Below are 15,669 nucleotides of genomic sequence, written 5' to 3' on the forward strand. Positions count from 1 at the left end.
ACTAAGGTGTCCACCCTTACGGGTGACGATCCCTGTCGCCTCCGGTCACTGCAGTGACCTGCGCACTCCGTTTGCCGCCTTTGCTCATGGTTCGGAATCAAGGGGCGGCCGTCCTCCCCCGACATCCTCACCACTCTGGATGCGCACTGTGGGCCACTCACTGACCGCCACAAGGCCAGGGGGCCTTTGGCCCTGGCGCTGCGCGCCAGCCTTGCAGCGCTCACTGAGCGTCCCCCTGTTCGTGCGCGAGTGGTGACGATGACGGGGGCGGACTCGAGGGCTTTTCAGGGGGTTGGGCCTGAGTGCCAAAGTTCGGGCAGCCGGCCTCTAACCAGGCGCGTAGGACGGAACCTCCGAGGGTCCACAGGTCAGTGCCGCGCTGGATGGCTTCTTGCTGCAGTTGCAGGTAGATGGAGGACGGGGCGCACACGTAGAAACGGCGCTCTTTGTCTTCTACCTGGTCCTGACGGGGAGGTATGGGGCTCATTGGTCGGTCTCCGTGACGTTGGGAAGGTCCAGTTGGCCGCAGTCCCAGGCGTCCCTCAGTTGAATGAGGCGGTCAAACGCGGGGCTGTGGTGGCCGCGGGCTTCCAGTTCGTGGATCAGGGCGTCGGTGAAGCTCGCTTTGCAGCGGGCCATGTAGTCGCACGGGTAGTCAGTGCGTACTTCCTGCAGGTGGCTGAGACGCTGCAGGAGGGAATCAAAAAGGCCTTCCAGGGTGTCTGGGGTGAGTGCAGAGGACGGGCGTGGGCCCTGGAAGGCGAAACTGGCGGCCTTGATGGCCGGTGATAGGGTCATGCCGTGCCCCGGCTTCTGGTATCGAGTCTTAATCATTGGATGCTGGCCTCCATGCGTACGGTATGCATGAACGGGCTGATCGACCGGGATTGCGCATAGGTGATGAAGGCGGATTCAGCGAGCTTGGCGTAGGCACAGAGCACGTTATCCAGCTGTTCGAACGCGGCCATCATGCCCTGAATCTTGATCAGGCATTCGAAGGCGGTTTCCCGGTCGCCGTTGTCCAGCAGCTGGATGGCGACGTTGAACAGGGTGCGGATCTGATGCTTTTTGAGTTCGCGGATGGAGGGAGTCATACGTAGGCCTCCAGGCGCACACCTTTATAGACTTGTCCTGGAAGTACACCGCAGGCACTCAGTTGTTCACGGCGAAGTACCACGACAGCAGGCAGTACGCCTTTGCATTCCTGGTAGTAGTCCAGGTAGGCGTCCAGCCTGGAGCGGATCTTCAGGGACTTGGCGTTGTCGTTGAAGCGGACGGCGTCACCGTCAATGGCTGGTTGGTCGATATAAGGAGAGACGAAGGCCCAGCCAGCCGCACCGTTGACGTGGTCACCACCGATGGCGATCCACTGGCGGCCAGAAGCGCTAACGGCCACTGTGCCTGGGGCCACCATACGGGCCGGGCCAAGGCGTTCAGAGGACGCAACGAACTCATGGCCGTTAAAGAAGAAGACGGTGCAGGACAGCGTACGGCCTTTCTCATGGGCCACCCGAACGATGGTTTGGGCTTTCTGTCCGACTCGGTTCAGGTGCTTCATTGCCAGTCCTCCTGATCCAGTGCGCGCTGCGACAGGGCGGCGATGTTCACCATCCTCACACGGCCAATCTTGAGCGACGGCAGGTGGCCCTTTTCGATCTGGCCCCTTACCTGCCCTTCCGTGAGCCCGGTGAGTTGGGCGTAGCGCTCCTGGCTCATTACCGGCGTGGCTATCAGAATGATCTGTTTTTGCTCGTCCACTGTTTTGCACTCTGCTACACTGATTTGCACATATTCACTCAGTAACCCTGACTAAGTACTGAGTATATACTACTTACTCTAGCATAGTGAGTACATTTTACTATTTTAAGTTAACTATGATCAGAGAACGGATAATAGAAATCTTCGATGTGCTCGACCTGACCTCTAAGCGAATGGAGGAGCTGACTGGGATCGACAGGTACAAGTGGGGCAATATCAGAGGAAGAAAACAGAAGGTGAACGAGGACTACCTGGAAGCACTAAACCAGGCGTTTCCTCAGTTTTCGTATTGGATAATGACAGGGCAAACGATTCCGGAAGCTGGTCAAATCAGCCCAGAGATGGACAAAGCCCGCTCAGAGAACAGCCTGAAAACAGGATAGGTTTCTGCCTGGCTGCACGTATCGCCCAGGCTTGGTATGGAGACCGACGAGGGGAACCACAAGAACAAAAGGGCTGGCCGTCGTAGTGTGTGGTGGCGGTTTCAGGTTGACATCCTTCATTCATTTTTTAGAGTAACCATTAAAAATGGATCAACATGACATCCTAATAAACCTAAAATATATAAATGATCTGACTCGCCAAGCCGCAAATGAAGTTATAGAAGAAAGGGCTCCCGAAACGTTTAGAGCATTGGTCAAAACTTATGAGGAGCATTGGGAAAAATTACAGAATGCTATAACCAAAAATGCGTCTGCAGAATCCCTGAGAAGTTCAATTAACTCCACACTCATTAGAGCAGCTGTTGTTGCTGACGCTATAATCAACTCCGATTTCTCCACGCCCAAAAGCCTGGAAATATCTAAAAACATATCAAATACCGTAAAAATGATTTCAGGTGACATGAACAATAAAACTTCCTCATCAATAGATAGCGGAAAGTTTTATATACCGGGAAACTCCGATTTCTTTGACTCCGAACACGAAAATCTAGAAAAGCGCCTGAAAAAGACAATAAACGAGTTTGAAACGGAGAGGAAAAGAAACTCGAACTCTCTTGCAAAGATTCAAGATCAGATCGAATCCCTTGATCAAAGAAGTGAAAACATATCGAAAAAAATTGCCGCAGAAATTGAAAAAATACAAACAATATATACAGAAACAGAGAACTATTTAGCGAATAGAAAGATAGAGGTAGACTCACTAACTGAGTCAATTTCAAAGGACGTATTTTCAGGAAACTACGAAGAACGCGCTGCAAAGGAAGAACAGGTTGCCGATCAACTTAGAAAATATTCGGTAATATCAATGGCAATTGCGATTTCCATAATTGCAATAACAGTTATTGACTCATCGTTTCACGAATACAACTGGGCAAGTTCAATTTTGAGAGTTGGGTTAATATTCGCTGTAACCTTACCCGCAGCCTATTTTGCAAAAGAATCAAGCAGACATAGAGAAAAACAAAACTCATACCTAGAGAAATCGTTGGATTTAAAGGCAATATCGCCATTCATATCCTCGCTTGACAAGAGCGACCAGGATAAAATAAAGGTACACCTGTCTAATAGACTATTTGCAGTAACACGCATCACTGACGAAGACCAAAAAGAAACACCAATGAATACTGCAGAGATCCTACTCGAAATTTCCGATAAACTAAAAAGAAACAATTAAAATAAAACAGCAGAGATCAGCTTTTAATTAAACGGATTCAGACAATTCGGAATGACGGCGTTAAACCGACAATTGACAACAAGTAGCATCTATCAGAAGAAATTTCTAGCGCTGACTTAGAGCACCTTTAGCTAACCAGAAAAGCAGTTTAGGCAAGGAATGACTTATGAGCGACTCACAACATCAAGAAGAAAACGTCAAAGATGACACTGTGACACTGGATTTTGCGTTAGAGGAATTAGTTTTCTCGAGCGGAACGCGAATACCAATAGAAGAAAACGAAACGATCTTTATCGTAGGCCCCAACAACTCGGGGAAAAGCGCAACACTAAAAGAAGTTGAGTCACAATTACGATCCCACTCAGCAGCAAAAACGGTATTGCAAGAAATAAAATATAGATTCAACTCCGATTTAAATGAAACAACAAAATACGTGAAAGAAAAATGTTCAAAAATCCTGAACCAAAACAAACAACTGGTATATCAAATCGGAAACGCAGGACTTGCCGAAAGCAACATAAGACAAGTGTACAATCAACGTGGAACAGGCTTAGGTCACCTTACGGGGCTTGTTTGCAAGTACTTAAATACAGAGTCACGGCTTACGGATTCTAATCCTGCAACACGCATTGATTTCAAAAAATCTCCAATGTCACATCCAATCCATTTTCTGGAAAAGTTTCCCGACAAAGAAGATGAAATCTGCAATCTTTTCGAAAAGGCGTTCTCACAGCCAATCTATATAGATCGAAATGCTGGGAATGTCACACCAATTACTATAGGTTCAGTCTACGAAAAGAGCTATAAAGAAAAAAGATTCGATACAAAAATCATGGAACGTATTGGGGAACTCCCTCGCCTTGAAGAGCAAGGTGATGGAATGAGAAGTTTCGTTAGTATTTTATTAAGCACCAAGATTAATCAAAGAAAACTAGTACTAATAGACGAACCAGAAGCATTTCTTCATCCAGTTCAGATAAGGCTTTTGGGTGACAGCCTGACGAATCGAGACAAAGAAGCCTTTCAAACTTTAATATCGACGCACAGCGGGGATTTGCTTAGATCTGCAATATCAAAGAACGACAGGCAGATAAAAATCATAAGACTGGAAAGACAGGGAACGATCAACATTCCAAAAGTTCTTCATAAAGATGACATATCAAATTTATGGAATGACCCGTTACTTAGATATTCCAACATTCTAGATGGCATATTTCACAGCACCACAATCATTTGTGAGTCCGATTCCGATTGCAGATTCTATTCAGCCATACTTGAAGAGATATGTTCAGCTAAAGATATCTCTCCGGACGTTCTATTCACCCATTGTGGAGGAAAACATAGAATCAAGACTGCTGTGGCCGCACTCAAAAGACTTGGCGTAAAGACTAAAGCCATTTGCGACATTGATCTATTATGTGAAGAGAACACTTCAAGAGAACTTCTTGAAGTCGCTGGCGGCGACTGGAATCACGTAAAAGGAGATTGGAGCGCCCTGAATGGCGCAACCAAAGTTGATGGTACTAGAATAATGAAAGATAAAGCTCTTTCGGAAATCGAAGCTTTGATTCGAAACGAAGAGTCGAAATATATCACAAAGAGAACAGAGAGAAGGATAATTGAAACAATAAAAGCCAAGTCAGTTTGGAAGCAACTAAAAAAAGGTGGCTTGGACTCAGGAATTTTGAAAGGAGATGTCTACAAATCCACCTTAAACATCATCAATAAATTCAAAGACGTTGACATCTATATAGTACCGGAGGGTGAAGCCGAATCATTTGTAAAAAGTGAAAGCGACCACGGTCCGGAATGGGTAGGAAAAGTCTTATCCAACTACAATCTCGCTGGCCCAGAATTACTGAAAGCTAGAGATTTCATCGAAACAGTATGTTCAGACTTTCTCTAACAGGAGATCGACAAAGAAGGAATTTACTCACAAAGCGCTTGGATGCTGGCACATTTTCTTGACGCTTAATGCTGCCCGCCCCCCGCCGGTGCATCGATAGGCATGGTGACGTTTTTGCGTTTTGTCTTAATCCCACGTGAGACTTTTCCTACATTTCCCTTTCTGTGATACCAGTCAATCCGGTTCGATTCGTACTACCTGGCCGGTTTGTTCCAGGGTGGCGGGTGACTTTATGGGCTGTACTAGCAAAGGTTGCCGGATTCGGGTTTTGAGCAAGTCCTGGAATGGGTCTGTGTTGGTCAGGCTTGGGTCCAGCCACATGTCGAAGTCTTCCCGGTTGAGCATGAGCGGGATGCTTTTCGGGTGGATGTGGCTGAACCTGGGGTGTGGTGGCAGGGTGATGATGGTGAACGACGGTACCACTTCTTCCTGGAAGTCCCACAGCTCATACAGGCCGGCAAAGGCTATGGCGCTGTCGGCCGGGTGGATGTTGTAGCACTGTTTGTGGCCTTTCTCGCCTGTCCATTCATGGAAGCCGCTGGCCGGTATGATGGCCCGCTGGCTGTGAAAGCGTTTCTTCCAGAGTGGACTGGTGCCCAGGCTGCCCGATCGGGCGTTGAAGGTGCTGTACTTTGGTGAGGGGCGGTAGCCGGTGCCGTCTGGTTTGCATTCTATGAGTAGTGACCAGATGGCGTCCTGCAGGGTGCGGCTCTGGTGGGTTTCGTAGACGATCTGGGCTTTAGCTCCGGGAGCGATGTTAACGCGGGGTTCTATCCGGAGCGGGATGCCGAGTTCTTCCAGGAGGCCCTGGACTAGGGGTCGTCGGATACGTTGAATCGGCCGCACATGAAGCACCTCAGAGACGGCAGGTTTTCTACAGTTTAGAACACGCTGAGTCTCTGTAGGCTTTGTTCATATCTGTTGGTGACTGTTGGTACTGCTGGCGCCAGAAGTTGCACGTTTCGGCGTTGATACGCTGTGCGTTTTGCTGCCGCTCCCTCAGTGTCTGTTGACGACGGGCTTGGGCTTCTCTTTCCAGGCGTTGTTGCTTCAACTTTTCGTTCATAGCCCGAACGGCTTCAGGGTCTGGCGCGGTTTGTGTTGAACCGAACGTAACGTGACCACCAAACATTCGATCCTGAACAGCTGACATGGTCATATTCATAGCGCTTGCGAACAGGAAGGTGGAAACCAGGAAGCCGATAACGGCTGTGGCGAGGTTCGCGGCAAGGACTGCAGAGAAGATTTTTAACCAGGACATCATTCACTCCTTTGAAAATGGTTATGTGAAGATTACCCAATGCGGTTGTTAGGTAGCAACACAACACAGGAATTTGGCGAACAGGCAAGGATACGACCTCTATTTAGGTCTTTTTTTGGGTCTATTTTTTGGTATTATGGGTGGGTGCCCAGATAATGACGAGATGCCCTGAGTGATGCCATGTGAAGGCTACCGATGATGAGCGGGCCAAGACGAACGAGTGCGGCACAGGAGAGATTAGAGATGAGAAGCCTATTTGCGAGGCTTGCGGCCACTATTTCGGAGCTGAAGGCTAATCCGAATGAGGTGCTCAACCAGGCTAATGGCGAACCGATTGTGATCCTGAGTCACAACAAGCCAAGAGCCTATATGGTGCCTGTCGAGACATTCGAACAGATGCAAGAGCAGCTTGAGGATTACCGATTACTCCAGGAGGCTCGCAAGCGTATGGATGATGAATCAATACCGGTGAGCATTAATGAGCTACGAGCTGGAATTCAAGAAAAAAGCGCTCAAGGAGTGGAACAAGCTTAACCCTACAATCCAGGCAGAGTTTCTGAACATTCTGGAACGCCGCCTGGAGAATCCGAGAATCCCGAAGCACCAGCTCAAGGGTTCTTCGGATTTCTACAAAATCAAACTGCGATCCCAAGGCTTTCGCCTGGTCTACCATGTGGACGATGGGAAAGTGGTCGTTACGGTGATCACCGTCGGCCGGAGAGACACCGTTTATCAGTCATTCTAGGTGTCAACGAAGTGTCCACGTAATTGCGGTTTTATGTGGGCACAAGTGGTCTTTGATTATCGTAAGCGTTTGATTGTGCAGTTATGCGGCGTTATGAGGTGCTTGTGACACGGATTGAAAATCCCCGTGTCGGTGGTTCGATTCCGCCTCCGGGCACCATTAAGAATTCAGACAGAACCCGCCTTGTGCGGGTTTTGTTGTTTCTGCCCTCTCCGTTTCTTCCTGACTATCTCACCACATCCCCCAAAAGCGACAACTCCGCCGCTATGTAATGGCCAATCATACTCGCCAGTCCGTCCGCCATTTCATCGAAACTGACCATCGGGTCCGGGTCCGACAAATGGCGGATAACGGCGAATATGCCGCCATTAATTCCAATGTAGGTGATCGCTGGAATGCGGCTAACCCGAAGGGTTTCCGGGTGCTCCATCAGGTAGCGCATGATGACGTTGTTGAGCACCTTGTAGAGCGGGTCCAGGTGGAGTTCAAAGTCCACCGCCATGGCGTATCGCACACACTTGAGGTACCGGCCATCGTCCTGCTCAAGAAAACTCCGGAACTGGTTCAGCAATGTGCGAATCGCCTCATCAATGGGCATCTGTACCAGTGTTGGCGTTAACGGCTTGATCATCGCCGCTGTGTCGGAGATGAAGCGTTGGCTCATGGCGTTGAAGATCGCCTGTTTGTTCTCGAAGTATTCATACAGCGAACCTACCCCCACGCCTGCTATTTCAGCGATGTGACGTGTTGTGGTGTCGGCAGGCCCCCGCTGACTCAGGGCAATAAACCCGGCTTCAACAATCGCATCCACCGTGGCGCGCGAGCGATCCTGTTTTGGTTTCCTGGGCATAATTTTCCGAATTGAATCCGAACAAGCGTTCGCTCTAATCTGCAGTCAGCTGGGCGCGAACACAAGCAGGGCAAGGCTTTCAGGCCTATTCGGCACTGGTTTTGTCCCTTTCGGGCGGCACAAGCCCTGGCAGCGTCACACTTACGTCAAAACTGCGGAAATCCTCATGCTTAAAAACTCTCTGACTAAAAATGCCCGTGCAGTCATCACTGGCAGCGGCAGCGGCATCGGCAAAGCGCTGGCATTGGAACTCGCCCGGCGCGGGGGCCTTGTGGTGTGCTCTGACATCAATCTGGACGCCGCGGAACAAACCGCCAGCGAAGTCCGCCGCCTTGGTGGCCAGGCCTGGGCGGTCGCCTGCGATGTCAGCAAGCTGGAGGAGGTACAGGCGCTGGCTGATAAAGCCGACGAGCTGCTGCCAGAACCGGTCAACCTGGTCATCAACAACGCCGGTGTTGGCGTAGGTGGCAAAACCATCGGCGAAACATCGATCGAAGACTGGGAGTGGACGGTCAACATCAACCTGTGGGGCGTGGTCTATGGCTGCCACGTGTTCGCCCCCCGGCTGCGCCTGCAGGAGCAGGCCGGCATTATCAATGTGGCCTCAACCGCCAGTTTCTCCGCGGCACCGCTCATGGGCCCCTATAACGCCACCAAGGCCGCCGCGCTGGCGATATCAGAAACCCTGGCAGCGGAGCTCTCGGGCACCGGCGTCAGCGTCACCGCGCTGTGCCCTACCCTCGTGAAAACCAACATCTCGGCCAACGGCCGCATACAGGGCGAATCCAATGACCTGTTTAACCGCTTGATGGACCGCATCGGCATGTCCGCCGACAAGGTTGCTCGCATGGCTCTGGATGGCCTGGATAACAAACAGCTTTACGTTATGCCACAGGTCGATGCCCGCATGATCTGGCGAATCAAACGTCTGCTGCCGAATTCCTATGCGGCGATTACTGGGCTTATTAATCGCCGGATGACGTCCAAATTCGTCTGATGACAGGCCTTAACACTCCCCACAAGCCAGGAGACTGACATGGCAAAGATTGATCTCGATAACATGCTGGAAAAGATCAAAAACACTCAGTGGAGCCTGTCGGATGTCGACTGGGATGCTCCGGGCGCTGAGCTGATTACCCCTGAACAGTGGCCAAAACTGAAAGCCTTCATGGCAGACCTGATGTGGATCGAGCACGTGGGTGCCAGGGCCTTTGCCGCCATGGCCAAGAAAGCGCCGGACGACACTCTGCGCCAGATCTACACCTATTTCCACGCTGAAGAACAGCGCCACGCCAACGCCGAAATGGCGTTAATGAAACGCTGGGGCATGCTGGAAGATGGCGAATTGCCGGAGCCGAACAACAACCTGAGGCTGGTCATCGAGTGGCTGGACAGGTTTGCCGATGATCAGCCGGTCTATGTGTTAGGCACCGTGGTACCCATGCTGGAAATCGCGCTCGACGGCGCGCTGTGCAAGTTCCTTCTCGATACGGTAGACGACCCGGTGTGCCATCAAGCCTTCGAACTGATCAATGGTGATGAGGCCCGCCACCTTGGCGTGGGTTTCACCGTGATGGAAATGCAGGGCCATGGCAAAACCTACATCGAGCTTATTCGGATGACCGCGCAGCTGATGGACCCGAGACTGATTCTGGGCATTGCCTCTTACTTTCCGCTGCTTAACAAGATGCGGGACAACATTGTCGAGATGGGCTTGCCTGAGGAGAAGCTGTACGAGGCCATGCGCAAATTCGAAAAGATCGGAGGGCGCACTGGGGACGGCCGAAGGAACCCCTGGTTCCAGATCATCAAGCACCACGGCCGGTTCGTGGTCGACCGCAAAAAACGCTTCTACCACGCGCCCATTGATGCCCTGGTGAAGGTGGCTGACGTCATTCCAAGGAAGGCGTTTCCGGCCGTACCCAGCTGGGTCAAAGAGATCACCTATCACCCGACCGCCTGACCACCGTTTACGAGATTACCTGATGAAGAACAACCAACCGCTTGCTCAACAGCAGCCGCCCGCCGATGCATTGATTATCGGTGCCGGCTTTGCCGGCCTGGGCACCGCCATTCGCCTGCAACAGCAGGGCATTCGCAACATCACCATTCTGGAGCGATCAGACGATGTTGGAGGCACCTGGCGAGACAATCAGTATCCGGGGGCTGCCTGCGACATCCCCTCCAATCTCTATTCTTTCTCGTTCGCCCAGAACCCGAACTGGTCCCGAAGTTTCTCGGGAAGCCGGGAAATTCTGGAGTACATCCATCACCTGGTGAATCACTTCAACCTTCGGCAATACATCCGGTTCAACCAGAATGTCAGCAACCTGGCCTGGGACCAGAACAAAGGCCTCTGGCAGGCAACGACCACGAATGGAGATGTATTTTCAGGGCGCACCGCCGTGATGGCCCAGGGGCCGCTGTCCAACCCCGGTTGGCCCGGCATCGCCGGCCTGGACGAGTTTGAGGGCAAGAAGATACACAGCGCCGCCTGGGATCATGATTACGACCTCAAGGGCAAACGCATCGCGGTGATCGGCACGGGTGCCAGCGCCATACAGATCGTACCGGAGCTGGCCAAATGCGCCGGCAAGCTGACGGTTTTCCAGCGCACTCCGCCGTGGATTATGCCACGGCCGGACTTCACCACACCGGACTGGAACAAGACGCTGTTCCGCAAAGCGCCCGTGAGTCAGACCGCCGTCCGCAAGGCACTCTATCTGGCCCATGAGTCCATGGCGCTAGCGGTTATCTGGAACTCGCCGCTGACCCGTTTTGCCGAGCGCCTTGGGCGGTGGCACTTGCGCAAACAGGTACCGGACCGCTGGCTACGCCGGCAACTGACCCCGGACTATCGCCTGGGCTGCAAGCGCATTCTGGTATCCAACGACTACTACCCGGCCCTGCAGAAACCGAACACCAAGCTGATCACCTGGCCGATAGACCGGATCAGCCAACACGGAATCCGCACAGTAGAGGGCATCGAGCACCAGTTCGACTGCATTGTGTTTGCCACCGGCTTTGAGGTGAGCAACGCCGGTACACCGTTCCCGATTACCGGCATCGGCGGACGCTCACTGAACGAGGAATGGAAGCGAGGCGCCCAGGCGTACAAGAGCATCAACGTGTCGGGCTATCCCAATCTGTTTTTCACCTTTGGGCCAAACTCCGGGCCAGGCCACAATTCTGCGCTGGTCTACATGGAATCCCAGATGGATTACATCGTCCGGAGCATTCGCACCATCAAGAGCCTCAAGCTCAAAGCCCTGGATGTTCGGCAATCAGCCCAGGACGACCACAACCGAAGCATCCAGAGCCGGCTGGCCAAAACCAACTGGAATTCCGGATGCCAAAGCTGGTACCTCACCGAGGATGGATTCAACGCGACGATGTACCCCGGCTTCGCAACACAATACGCAAAGCAGATGGCCGATCTGGAGCTAAAGGATTACCGCCTGCTGGCAGAAGAGGCCGCGAGCGAGACCGTTTAAGGCCGCCCGACAGCCTCCTGAGCCCGGGTACCCGGATACAACCAGGCTATCAGCAAACTGACCAGGCTCGATGCCAGCAAGGCGCCAAGGAATGGCGCCAGCGTCGGGATGCTGTCCGGAAAGCTCGCCGCCAGAGCTCCTGCGGTGAAGCTCCCCTGGCTCACCCAGCCGGGAAGCACGGCACCGAGCAACCCGGCCAGACCACCAGTCACCGCTGCCAGCGGCGACATACGGCGCCACAATCCCAGCAGCACCGGCACCACAATCGCCGCACACAGCAAGTCTGCAATCAGGAACAGCCGCAGTACTGAGAAGCCCTGAAGCGCCACCCACACCACCGGCACCATCAGTATCACCGTCGCCCAGCGGGCAGCACGCACTGACAGGCCACGTCGTCCGGAACTGGCCACCGCCATGGAAGCAATAGCGTTCTGCAAGGTATCGACACTGGAGGCCACCAGCGTCACCGCCAGAACCAGCGCTGGCAGAGCAAGCCAGGCCGGGGCGGCGGAAAGTAATGCGAAGAATGGAATGGGAGGCTCGCCCAGCGGTAAACCATGCATGGCCGCCAGCATCCCCAGACTACCAATGGCCATCACCACCAGAAACGTGCTGATGCCACCCAACACCGCGCCGCGCCCAAGGGCACTATCCGTTTCAGCTGCCCACACCCGCTGCCAATAGCCCTGGTGAAACAGGTTGGCGGCGGTCACCGCAATCACCAGAGTGAGCGCCACAGACAGCGCACTGCCAACAGGCACAGAAGGCATGACCGCCTCCGCTGGCATGGAGGGCAACCAGTACCAGGCAACACCACCCACAAGCAGCAACAAGGCCAACAACAACCAGGCCTGCCAACGGTCTGTGGCCAGGCTTGCCCTCAAACCACCAACAGAGGTATAGATCAGCGTGACCAGCGCCACACCGAGAATCACCAACGCAGGTGGTATATCGGAGAGCAGCGCGGCAATGGCGCCAATAGCGGTGAGTTCCGCCGCCAGGAAACACGCCATGTAGGCCACTGAAACCAACGACACCCAGCGTCGTACCCCGGCGCCATAGCAAGCCTCGGCAAACTCGCCGATACTGCGGCCTGCCGGTAAGCGCTTACGGATGGCAGGGCCATAGAACCCCAGCACCAGAAACGGCAACGCGGAGCCGACCGCATAACCCGCCAGCGCCACAGGCCCCACAAACGCACCAATTTCCGGTGGTGCAAAAAGAATCCACGCCCCCATGCCCGAAGCCAGGAACGATAGCCCGATGGCCTGTGCACTCTGAGAGTTTCGAGCGGTGACATAGTCATCCAGCAGACCGTCCGCCCGTCTTGCGCGTAGACCAAGAACCGCAAAACCAAGGAGTGCCGCGCTGAGCACGGCAACCGTTAGATAGAACAAGTCGCACTTCCTCCGCCGGTATTAACCGGATCAGGTTCCGGGGTCGGCACTTGGCCCACTCACTGGCGCATGGCTTTGAGCGCATCCGCCCACTTGGCCAGCTCCGCCAGCATACTGCCCCCCGAACTGGTGTGGTGGTCTGCCGGCTGGAATCTGCGATTATCATCCAGCAGTTCCCAGGGCATCTGCACCATCACGCTCTCAACCATGGGCATCATCTTCACCGTCGTAACCAGTTGTTTGGCCATCTGCGCGGAACGCAGGCCGCCGGAAACACCTCCATAACTGACAAAGGCACAGGGCTTGTAATTCCACTCGTTGTACACATAGTTGATCGCGTTCATGAAGGAGGGTGGCGGGCAGAAGTTGTATTCGGGAATCACGAACACGTAGGCGTCCGCCTTGGCGACGCTCTCAGACCAGGCCTTGGTGTGGTCGTGCTGGTACTTCTGCTGGCGGGGGTGGTTAGGTTCGTCATAAACCGGCAGGTTAAACTCCGCCAGGTCAACCAGTTCGCTGGAAAAACTGCCCTGCTCATTGGCAAAACCGTTAAACCATTCGGCGATGGATGGGCCAACACGGCCAGGGCGGGTGCTGCAGATGATGGTTTGTAGCTTGAGAGGCATACCGGATTTCCTTCTTCAGTCATTGTTCAGTTTTGCTGATACGCCGGGATTCTTATCGCCCATCTTCACCAGAAAGACGGCGGTCAACCCATCGATGGTAGAGTCGAGCAAGCGCGGGACGAATGACCGGCAAACCAATTACCCAAGCCAACGGCTTAAGCACCAACACTCGGGACATCAGCAGGATATACGCATCCAGCTCCCGATGGATATTGCCCTCACCGTCTTTGACGTGAAGCTCTCTCAGAGCCTTGTCCGGGTCTATCCCCTGCTGCCGCAGCTCTTCGTCACGGCCGGTGATATCCAGCCACTCTACGGACTCACCGGTCCGCCCGGCCAGCTTCTCATACCAGCGGCGATCCTTGATACAGGCAGGGCAGGAACCGTCATAGAATACCAACAATTTGTCTTGGGCATGCGTCATAACGCCTCCCTTTTGTTAAAACTATGGCAACGCCCGGGGCTCACGCCCCTTACTTTCGTTCCGAGGTGAGTTGGAACAGAAACCTGTCCAAATCCCTCACCTCCTCCAGACAAAGGCTATGTTCCATACCATAGCAGTAATACTCCGGCTCATACCCGAGATCCTGAAGCTTTCGCTGCGCCGCCAGCCCCAGGTGCTCTGCCACAATCGGATCAAATCGGCCGTGCCCGATAAAGATCGGCAGTTTCCGATTGGCGTCGCTTAATCGAATGGAGTCCGCAGTGGCAAAGTAGGTAGACAAGGCAAACAGGCCGCCCAGCCGCTCCGGGTAACTCAACGCCAGCTCATAGGCCACCGCGCCACCCTGGGAAAAACCACCCAGAATGATGTTCTCGCTGGTGATGCCCCGCTCCCGTTCCTGCTGGATAAGCTCAGCCACCATCCCGGCAGAAGCGCGCAGTTGCGTAGTATCCACCTTACGGTCCACATCCATGGCCAAGATGTCGTACCAGGCAGGCATGACCATGCCGCCGTTGATGGTTACTGGCAACTCCGGTGCGTGCGGAAAGATAAAGCGAACGGGCTGCTCCCGGGAGAAACGAAACTCCGGAACAACGGGTTCGAAATCATGGCCGCTGGCGCCCAGGCCATGCAGCCAGATGATGGTGGTTTGGGGGTTCTCGCCGGTATCAATTTGCAAGGTATTCAGGGCTGTCATCGGGCCTCCGGAAGTCAGGTGAAGTCCGGCGACTTTAACACTTTCCCGGTCAGCGAGCCCAAAGATCCTTCCGGACGCTCACCCACAGCTTACGAAACTCGACAGCGGCCGGGCTATTTGGCGCCAACAGTTCCAGCGGCTGGCCCTCCTCTCCCATCCGCTCAACCACACTGGCATAAGGAACAGCTGCGTTTACCGGGGCGCCAAGCAACTCAGCAGGCTGAGCCAGTATCTCCCGATGCAGGTTCTTGCGCCGGTCCACCATCGAGAAAAACGGCCGCAGTTTCTTGTTACCCAACTTCTTGTCTTTCACAAACTCCCGTAACTGGTTCCAGCTGTTGAGTGACAACCAGGTAGGCACCACCGGTACATAGACTTTGTCGGCCATTTCCAGAACCTGTTCGGTCAGGCGCGAGAGCGTGGGCGGGCAGTCCAGAACCACCAGACTGGTGTCTTCAGACAACGGCGCCAGTAGGTCTTTCAGGACGTTGTGTCCTTCGTCGTGTTCAAGCTTGATATCGAAGTTACGGAAGCTGCTATGGGCGGGGATAAAGTCTAGATTGGGGTATACGTCTTCATGGATGAAGCGGGCGATGGGAGATTTGCCTTCCAGCAGCTTGGAGAGTTTGCGGCCTTTGACCACTTCCGCACCCGCCAGGTAAAAACTGGCAGCCCCTTGCGGGTCGAGATCCCAAAGCAATGTGCGGATGTTCTCGCGGCTGGCCAGGTAGGCCATATTGACGGCCGCTGCGGTTTTACCCACGCCACCTTTGGGGCTGTAGAAGGCAATAATTCTCATGACGGGGGCTCCTGCCGTGTCTGGTGTCAGAAAACACTACAGGATAACAGCCACCCGCCAGGCTTCTATGAAGC

Annotated in this window: 21 protein-coding genes; 8 read left to right on the forward strand and 13 right to left on the reverse strand. The window is 53.6% G+C overall.

Annotated elements, in window-relative coordinates:
• Positions 1-220: 220 nt before the first annotated feature.
• Genes ACNSOI_RS16125 through ACNSOI_RS16145 form a run of 5 tightly spaced genes read right to left on the reverse strand, consistent with a single transcriptional unit; the run spans position 221 to position 1,758 of the window.
• Complete coding sequence (locus tag ACNSOI_RS16125) at positions 221-487, reverse strand: hypothetical protein (protein WP_420194535.1); 267 nt, start codon at positions 485-487, stop codon at positions 221-223.
• A complete protein-coding gene (locus ACNSOI_RS16130) occupies positions 484-834 on the reverse strand; it encodes a hypothetical protein (RefSeq protein ID WP_420194536.1) in 351 nt (116 codons plus the stop codon). The genes ACNSOI_RS16125 and ACNSOI_RS16130 overlap by 4 nt, the downstream gene beginning before the upstream one ends.
• Entirely contained in the window at positions 831-1,094 is a 264-nt protein-coding gene (locus ACNSOI_RS16135; RefSeq protein ID WP_420194537.1) for a hypothetical protein, read from the reverse strand. Before ACNSOI_RS16135 ends, ACNSOI_RS16130 begins: the two co-directional genes overlap by 4 nt.
• Positions 1,091-1,558 (reverse strand): hypothetical protein, encoded by a 468-nt coding sequence (locus tag ACNSOI_RS16140; protein ID WP_420194538.1) that lies wholly within the window; start codon positions 1,556-1,558, stop codon positions 1,091-1,093. The genes ACNSOI_RS16135 and ACNSOI_RS16140 overlap by 4 nt, the downstream gene beginning before the upstream one ends.
• On the reverse strand, positions 1,555-1,758 hold the full coding sequence (locus ACNSOI_RS16145; protein WP_014420425.1) for a hypothetical protein: 204 nt from the start codon (positions 1,756-1,758) through the stop codon (positions 1,555-1,557). Before ACNSOI_RS16145 ends, ACNSOI_RS16140 begins: the two co-directional genes overlap by 4 nt.
• 149 nt (positions 1,759-1,907) lie before the next feature.
• Here ACNSOI_RS16145 and ACNSOI_RS16150 point away from each other — a divergent pair, with 149 nt between their 5' ends.
• The 3 genes from ACNSOI_RS16150 to ACNSOI_RS16160 all read left to right on the forward strand — a co-directional run bounded on the left by ACNSOI_RS16150 (position 1,908) and on the right by ACNSOI_RS16160 (position 5,281).
• Positions 1,908-2,141: a DNA-binding protein gene (locus ACNSOI_RS16150; protein WP_420194539.1), complete on the forward strand. Its 234-nt coding sequence runs from the start codon at positions 1,908-1,910 to the stop codon at positions 2,139-2,141.
• Positions 2,142-2,286: 145 nt separating this feature from the next.
• Entirely contained in the window at positions 2,287-3,375 is a 1,089-nt protein-coding gene (locus ACNSOI_RS16155; protein WP_420194540.1) for a hypothetical protein, read from the forward strand.
• A gap of 166 nt (positions 3,376-3,541) precedes the next feature.
• Entirely contained in the window at positions 3,542-5,281 is a 1,740-nt protein-coding gene (locus ACNSOI_RS16160; protein ID WP_420194541.1) for an ATP-dependent nuclease, read from the forward strand.
• 174 nt (positions 5,282-5,455) lie between these two features.
• On the opposite strand, the gene ACNSOI_RS16165 is transcribed toward ACNSOI_RS16160, so the two are convergent.
• Both ACNSOI_RS16165 and ACNSOI_RS16170 read right to left on the reverse strand, forming a co-directional pair.
• Positions 5,456-6,127 (reverse strand): SOS response-associated peptidase, encoded by a 672-nt coding sequence (locus tag ACNSOI_RS16165; protein ID WP_420194542.1) that lies wholly within the window; start codon positions 6,125-6,127, stop codon positions 5,456-5,458.
• A 28-nt stretch (positions 6,128-6,155) separates the two neighbouring features.
• Entirely contained in the window at positions 6,156-6,545 is a 390-nt protein-coding gene (locus ACNSOI_RS16170; RefSeq protein ID WP_146136800.1) for a hypothetical protein, read from the reverse strand.
• Positions 6,546-6,785: 240 nt separating this feature from the next.
• Here ACNSOI_RS16170 and ACNSOI_RS16175 point away from each other — a divergent pair, with 240 nt between their 5' ends.
• On the forward strand, positions 6,786-7,076 hold the full coding sequence (locus ACNSOI_RS16175) for a type II toxin-antitoxin system Phd/YefM family antitoxin (protein ID WP_011786787.1): 291 nt from the start codon (positions 6,786-6,788) through the stop codon (positions 7,074-7,076).
• Positions 7,021-7,287 (forward strand): type II toxin-antitoxin system RelE family toxin, encoded by a 267-nt coding sequence (locus ACNSOI_RS16180; RefSeq protein WP_420194543.1) that lies wholly within the window; start codon positions 7,021-7,023, stop codon positions 7,285-7,287. The genes ACNSOI_RS16175 and ACNSOI_RS16180 overlap by 56 nt, the downstream gene beginning before the upstream one ends.
• Before the next feature lie 226 nt (positions 7,288-7,513).
• Here ACNSOI_RS16180 and ACNSOI_RS16185 read toward each other — a convergent pair whose 3' ends face one another.
• Positions 7,514-8,137, reverse strand: a complete 624-nt coding sequence (locus ACNSOI_RS16185; protein WP_106694097.1) for a TetR/AcrR family transcriptional regulator — start codon at positions 8,135-8,137, stop codon at positions 7,514-7,516.
• A gap of 166 nt (positions 8,138-8,303) precedes the next feature.
• On the opposite strand from ACNSOI_RS16185, the gene ACNSOI_RS16190 reads away from it, so the two are divergent.
• Genes ACNSOI_RS16190 through ACNSOI_RS16200 form a run of 3 tightly spaced genes read left to right on the forward strand, consistent with a single transcriptional unit; the run spans position 8,304 to position 11,631 of the window.
• Positions 8,304-9,134: an SDR family NAD(P)-dependent oxidoreductase gene (locus ACNSOI_RS16190; RefSeq protein WP_420194544.1), complete on the forward strand. Its 831-nt coding sequence runs from the start codon at positions 8,304-8,306 to the stop codon at positions 9,132-9,134.
• A gap of 39 nt (positions 9,135-9,173) precedes the next feature.
• Positions 9,174-10,100: a reductase gene (locus ACNSOI_RS16195; protein ID WP_106694099.1), complete on the forward strand. Its 927-nt coding sequence runs from the start codon at positions 9,174-9,176 to the stop codon at positions 10,098-10,100.
• A 22-nt stretch (positions 10,101-10,122) separates the two neighbouring features.
• Positions 10,123-11,631 carry a flavin-containing monooxygenase gene (locus ACNSOI_RS16200; protein ID WP_286251807.1) on the forward strand — a complete coding sequence of 503 codons (1,509 nt, stop codon included), beginning with the start codon at positions 10,123-10,125 and terminating at the stop codon, positions 11,629-11,631.
• Here ACNSOI_RS16200 and ACNSOI_RS16205 read toward each other — a convergent pair.
• Genes ACNSOI_RS16205 through ACNSOI_RS16225 form a run of 5 tightly spaced genes read right to left on the reverse strand, consistent with a single transcriptional unit; the run spans position 11,628 to position 15,595 of the window.
• Positions 11,628-13,028, reverse strand: coding sequence for a sodium:solute symporter (locus ACNSOI_RS16205; protein ID WP_286251808.1), 1,401 nt, complete (start codon positions 13,026-13,028; stop codon positions 11,628-11,630). The two genes, ACNSOI_RS16200 and ACNSOI_RS16205, sit on opposite strands and share 4 nt — an antisense overlap.
• A gap of 59 nt (positions 13,029-13,087) precedes the next feature.
• Positions 13,088-13,654, reverse strand: a complete 567-nt coding sequence (locus ACNSOI_RS16210) for an NADPH-dependent FMN reductase (RefSeq protein WP_058090471.1) — start codon at positions 13,652-13,654, stop codon at positions 13,088-13,090.
• Between the two features lie 52 nt (positions 13,655-13,706).
• A complete protein-coding gene (locus ACNSOI_RS16215; RefSeq protein WP_420194545.1) occupies positions 13,707-14,078 on the reverse strand; it encodes a thiol-disulfide oxidoreductase DCC family protein in 372 nt (123 codons plus the stop codon).
• 49 nt (positions 14,079-14,127) lie between these two features.
• Positions 14,128-14,796 carry an alpha/beta hydrolase gene (locus ACNSOI_RS16220; RefSeq protein WP_138435473.1) on the reverse strand — a complete coding sequence of 223 codons (669 nt, stop codon included), beginning with the start codon at positions 14,794-14,796 and terminating at the stop codon, positions 14,128-14,130.
• Positions 14,797-14,845: 49 nt separating this feature from the next.
• Positions 14,846-15,595 (reverse strand): ParA family protein, encoded by a 750-nt coding sequence (locus ACNSOI_RS16225; protein ID WP_374813654.1) that lies wholly within the window; start codon positions 15,593-15,595, stop codon positions 14,846-14,848.
• Positions 15,596-15,669: the final 74 nt, after the last annotated feature.

The sequence above is a fragment of the Marinobacter sp. GH_1 genome, assembly GCF_048595985.1.
Classification (GTDB): domain Bacteria; phylum Pseudomonadota; class Gammaproteobacteria; order Pseudomonadales; family Oleiphilaceae; genus Marinobacter; species Marinobacter shengliensis.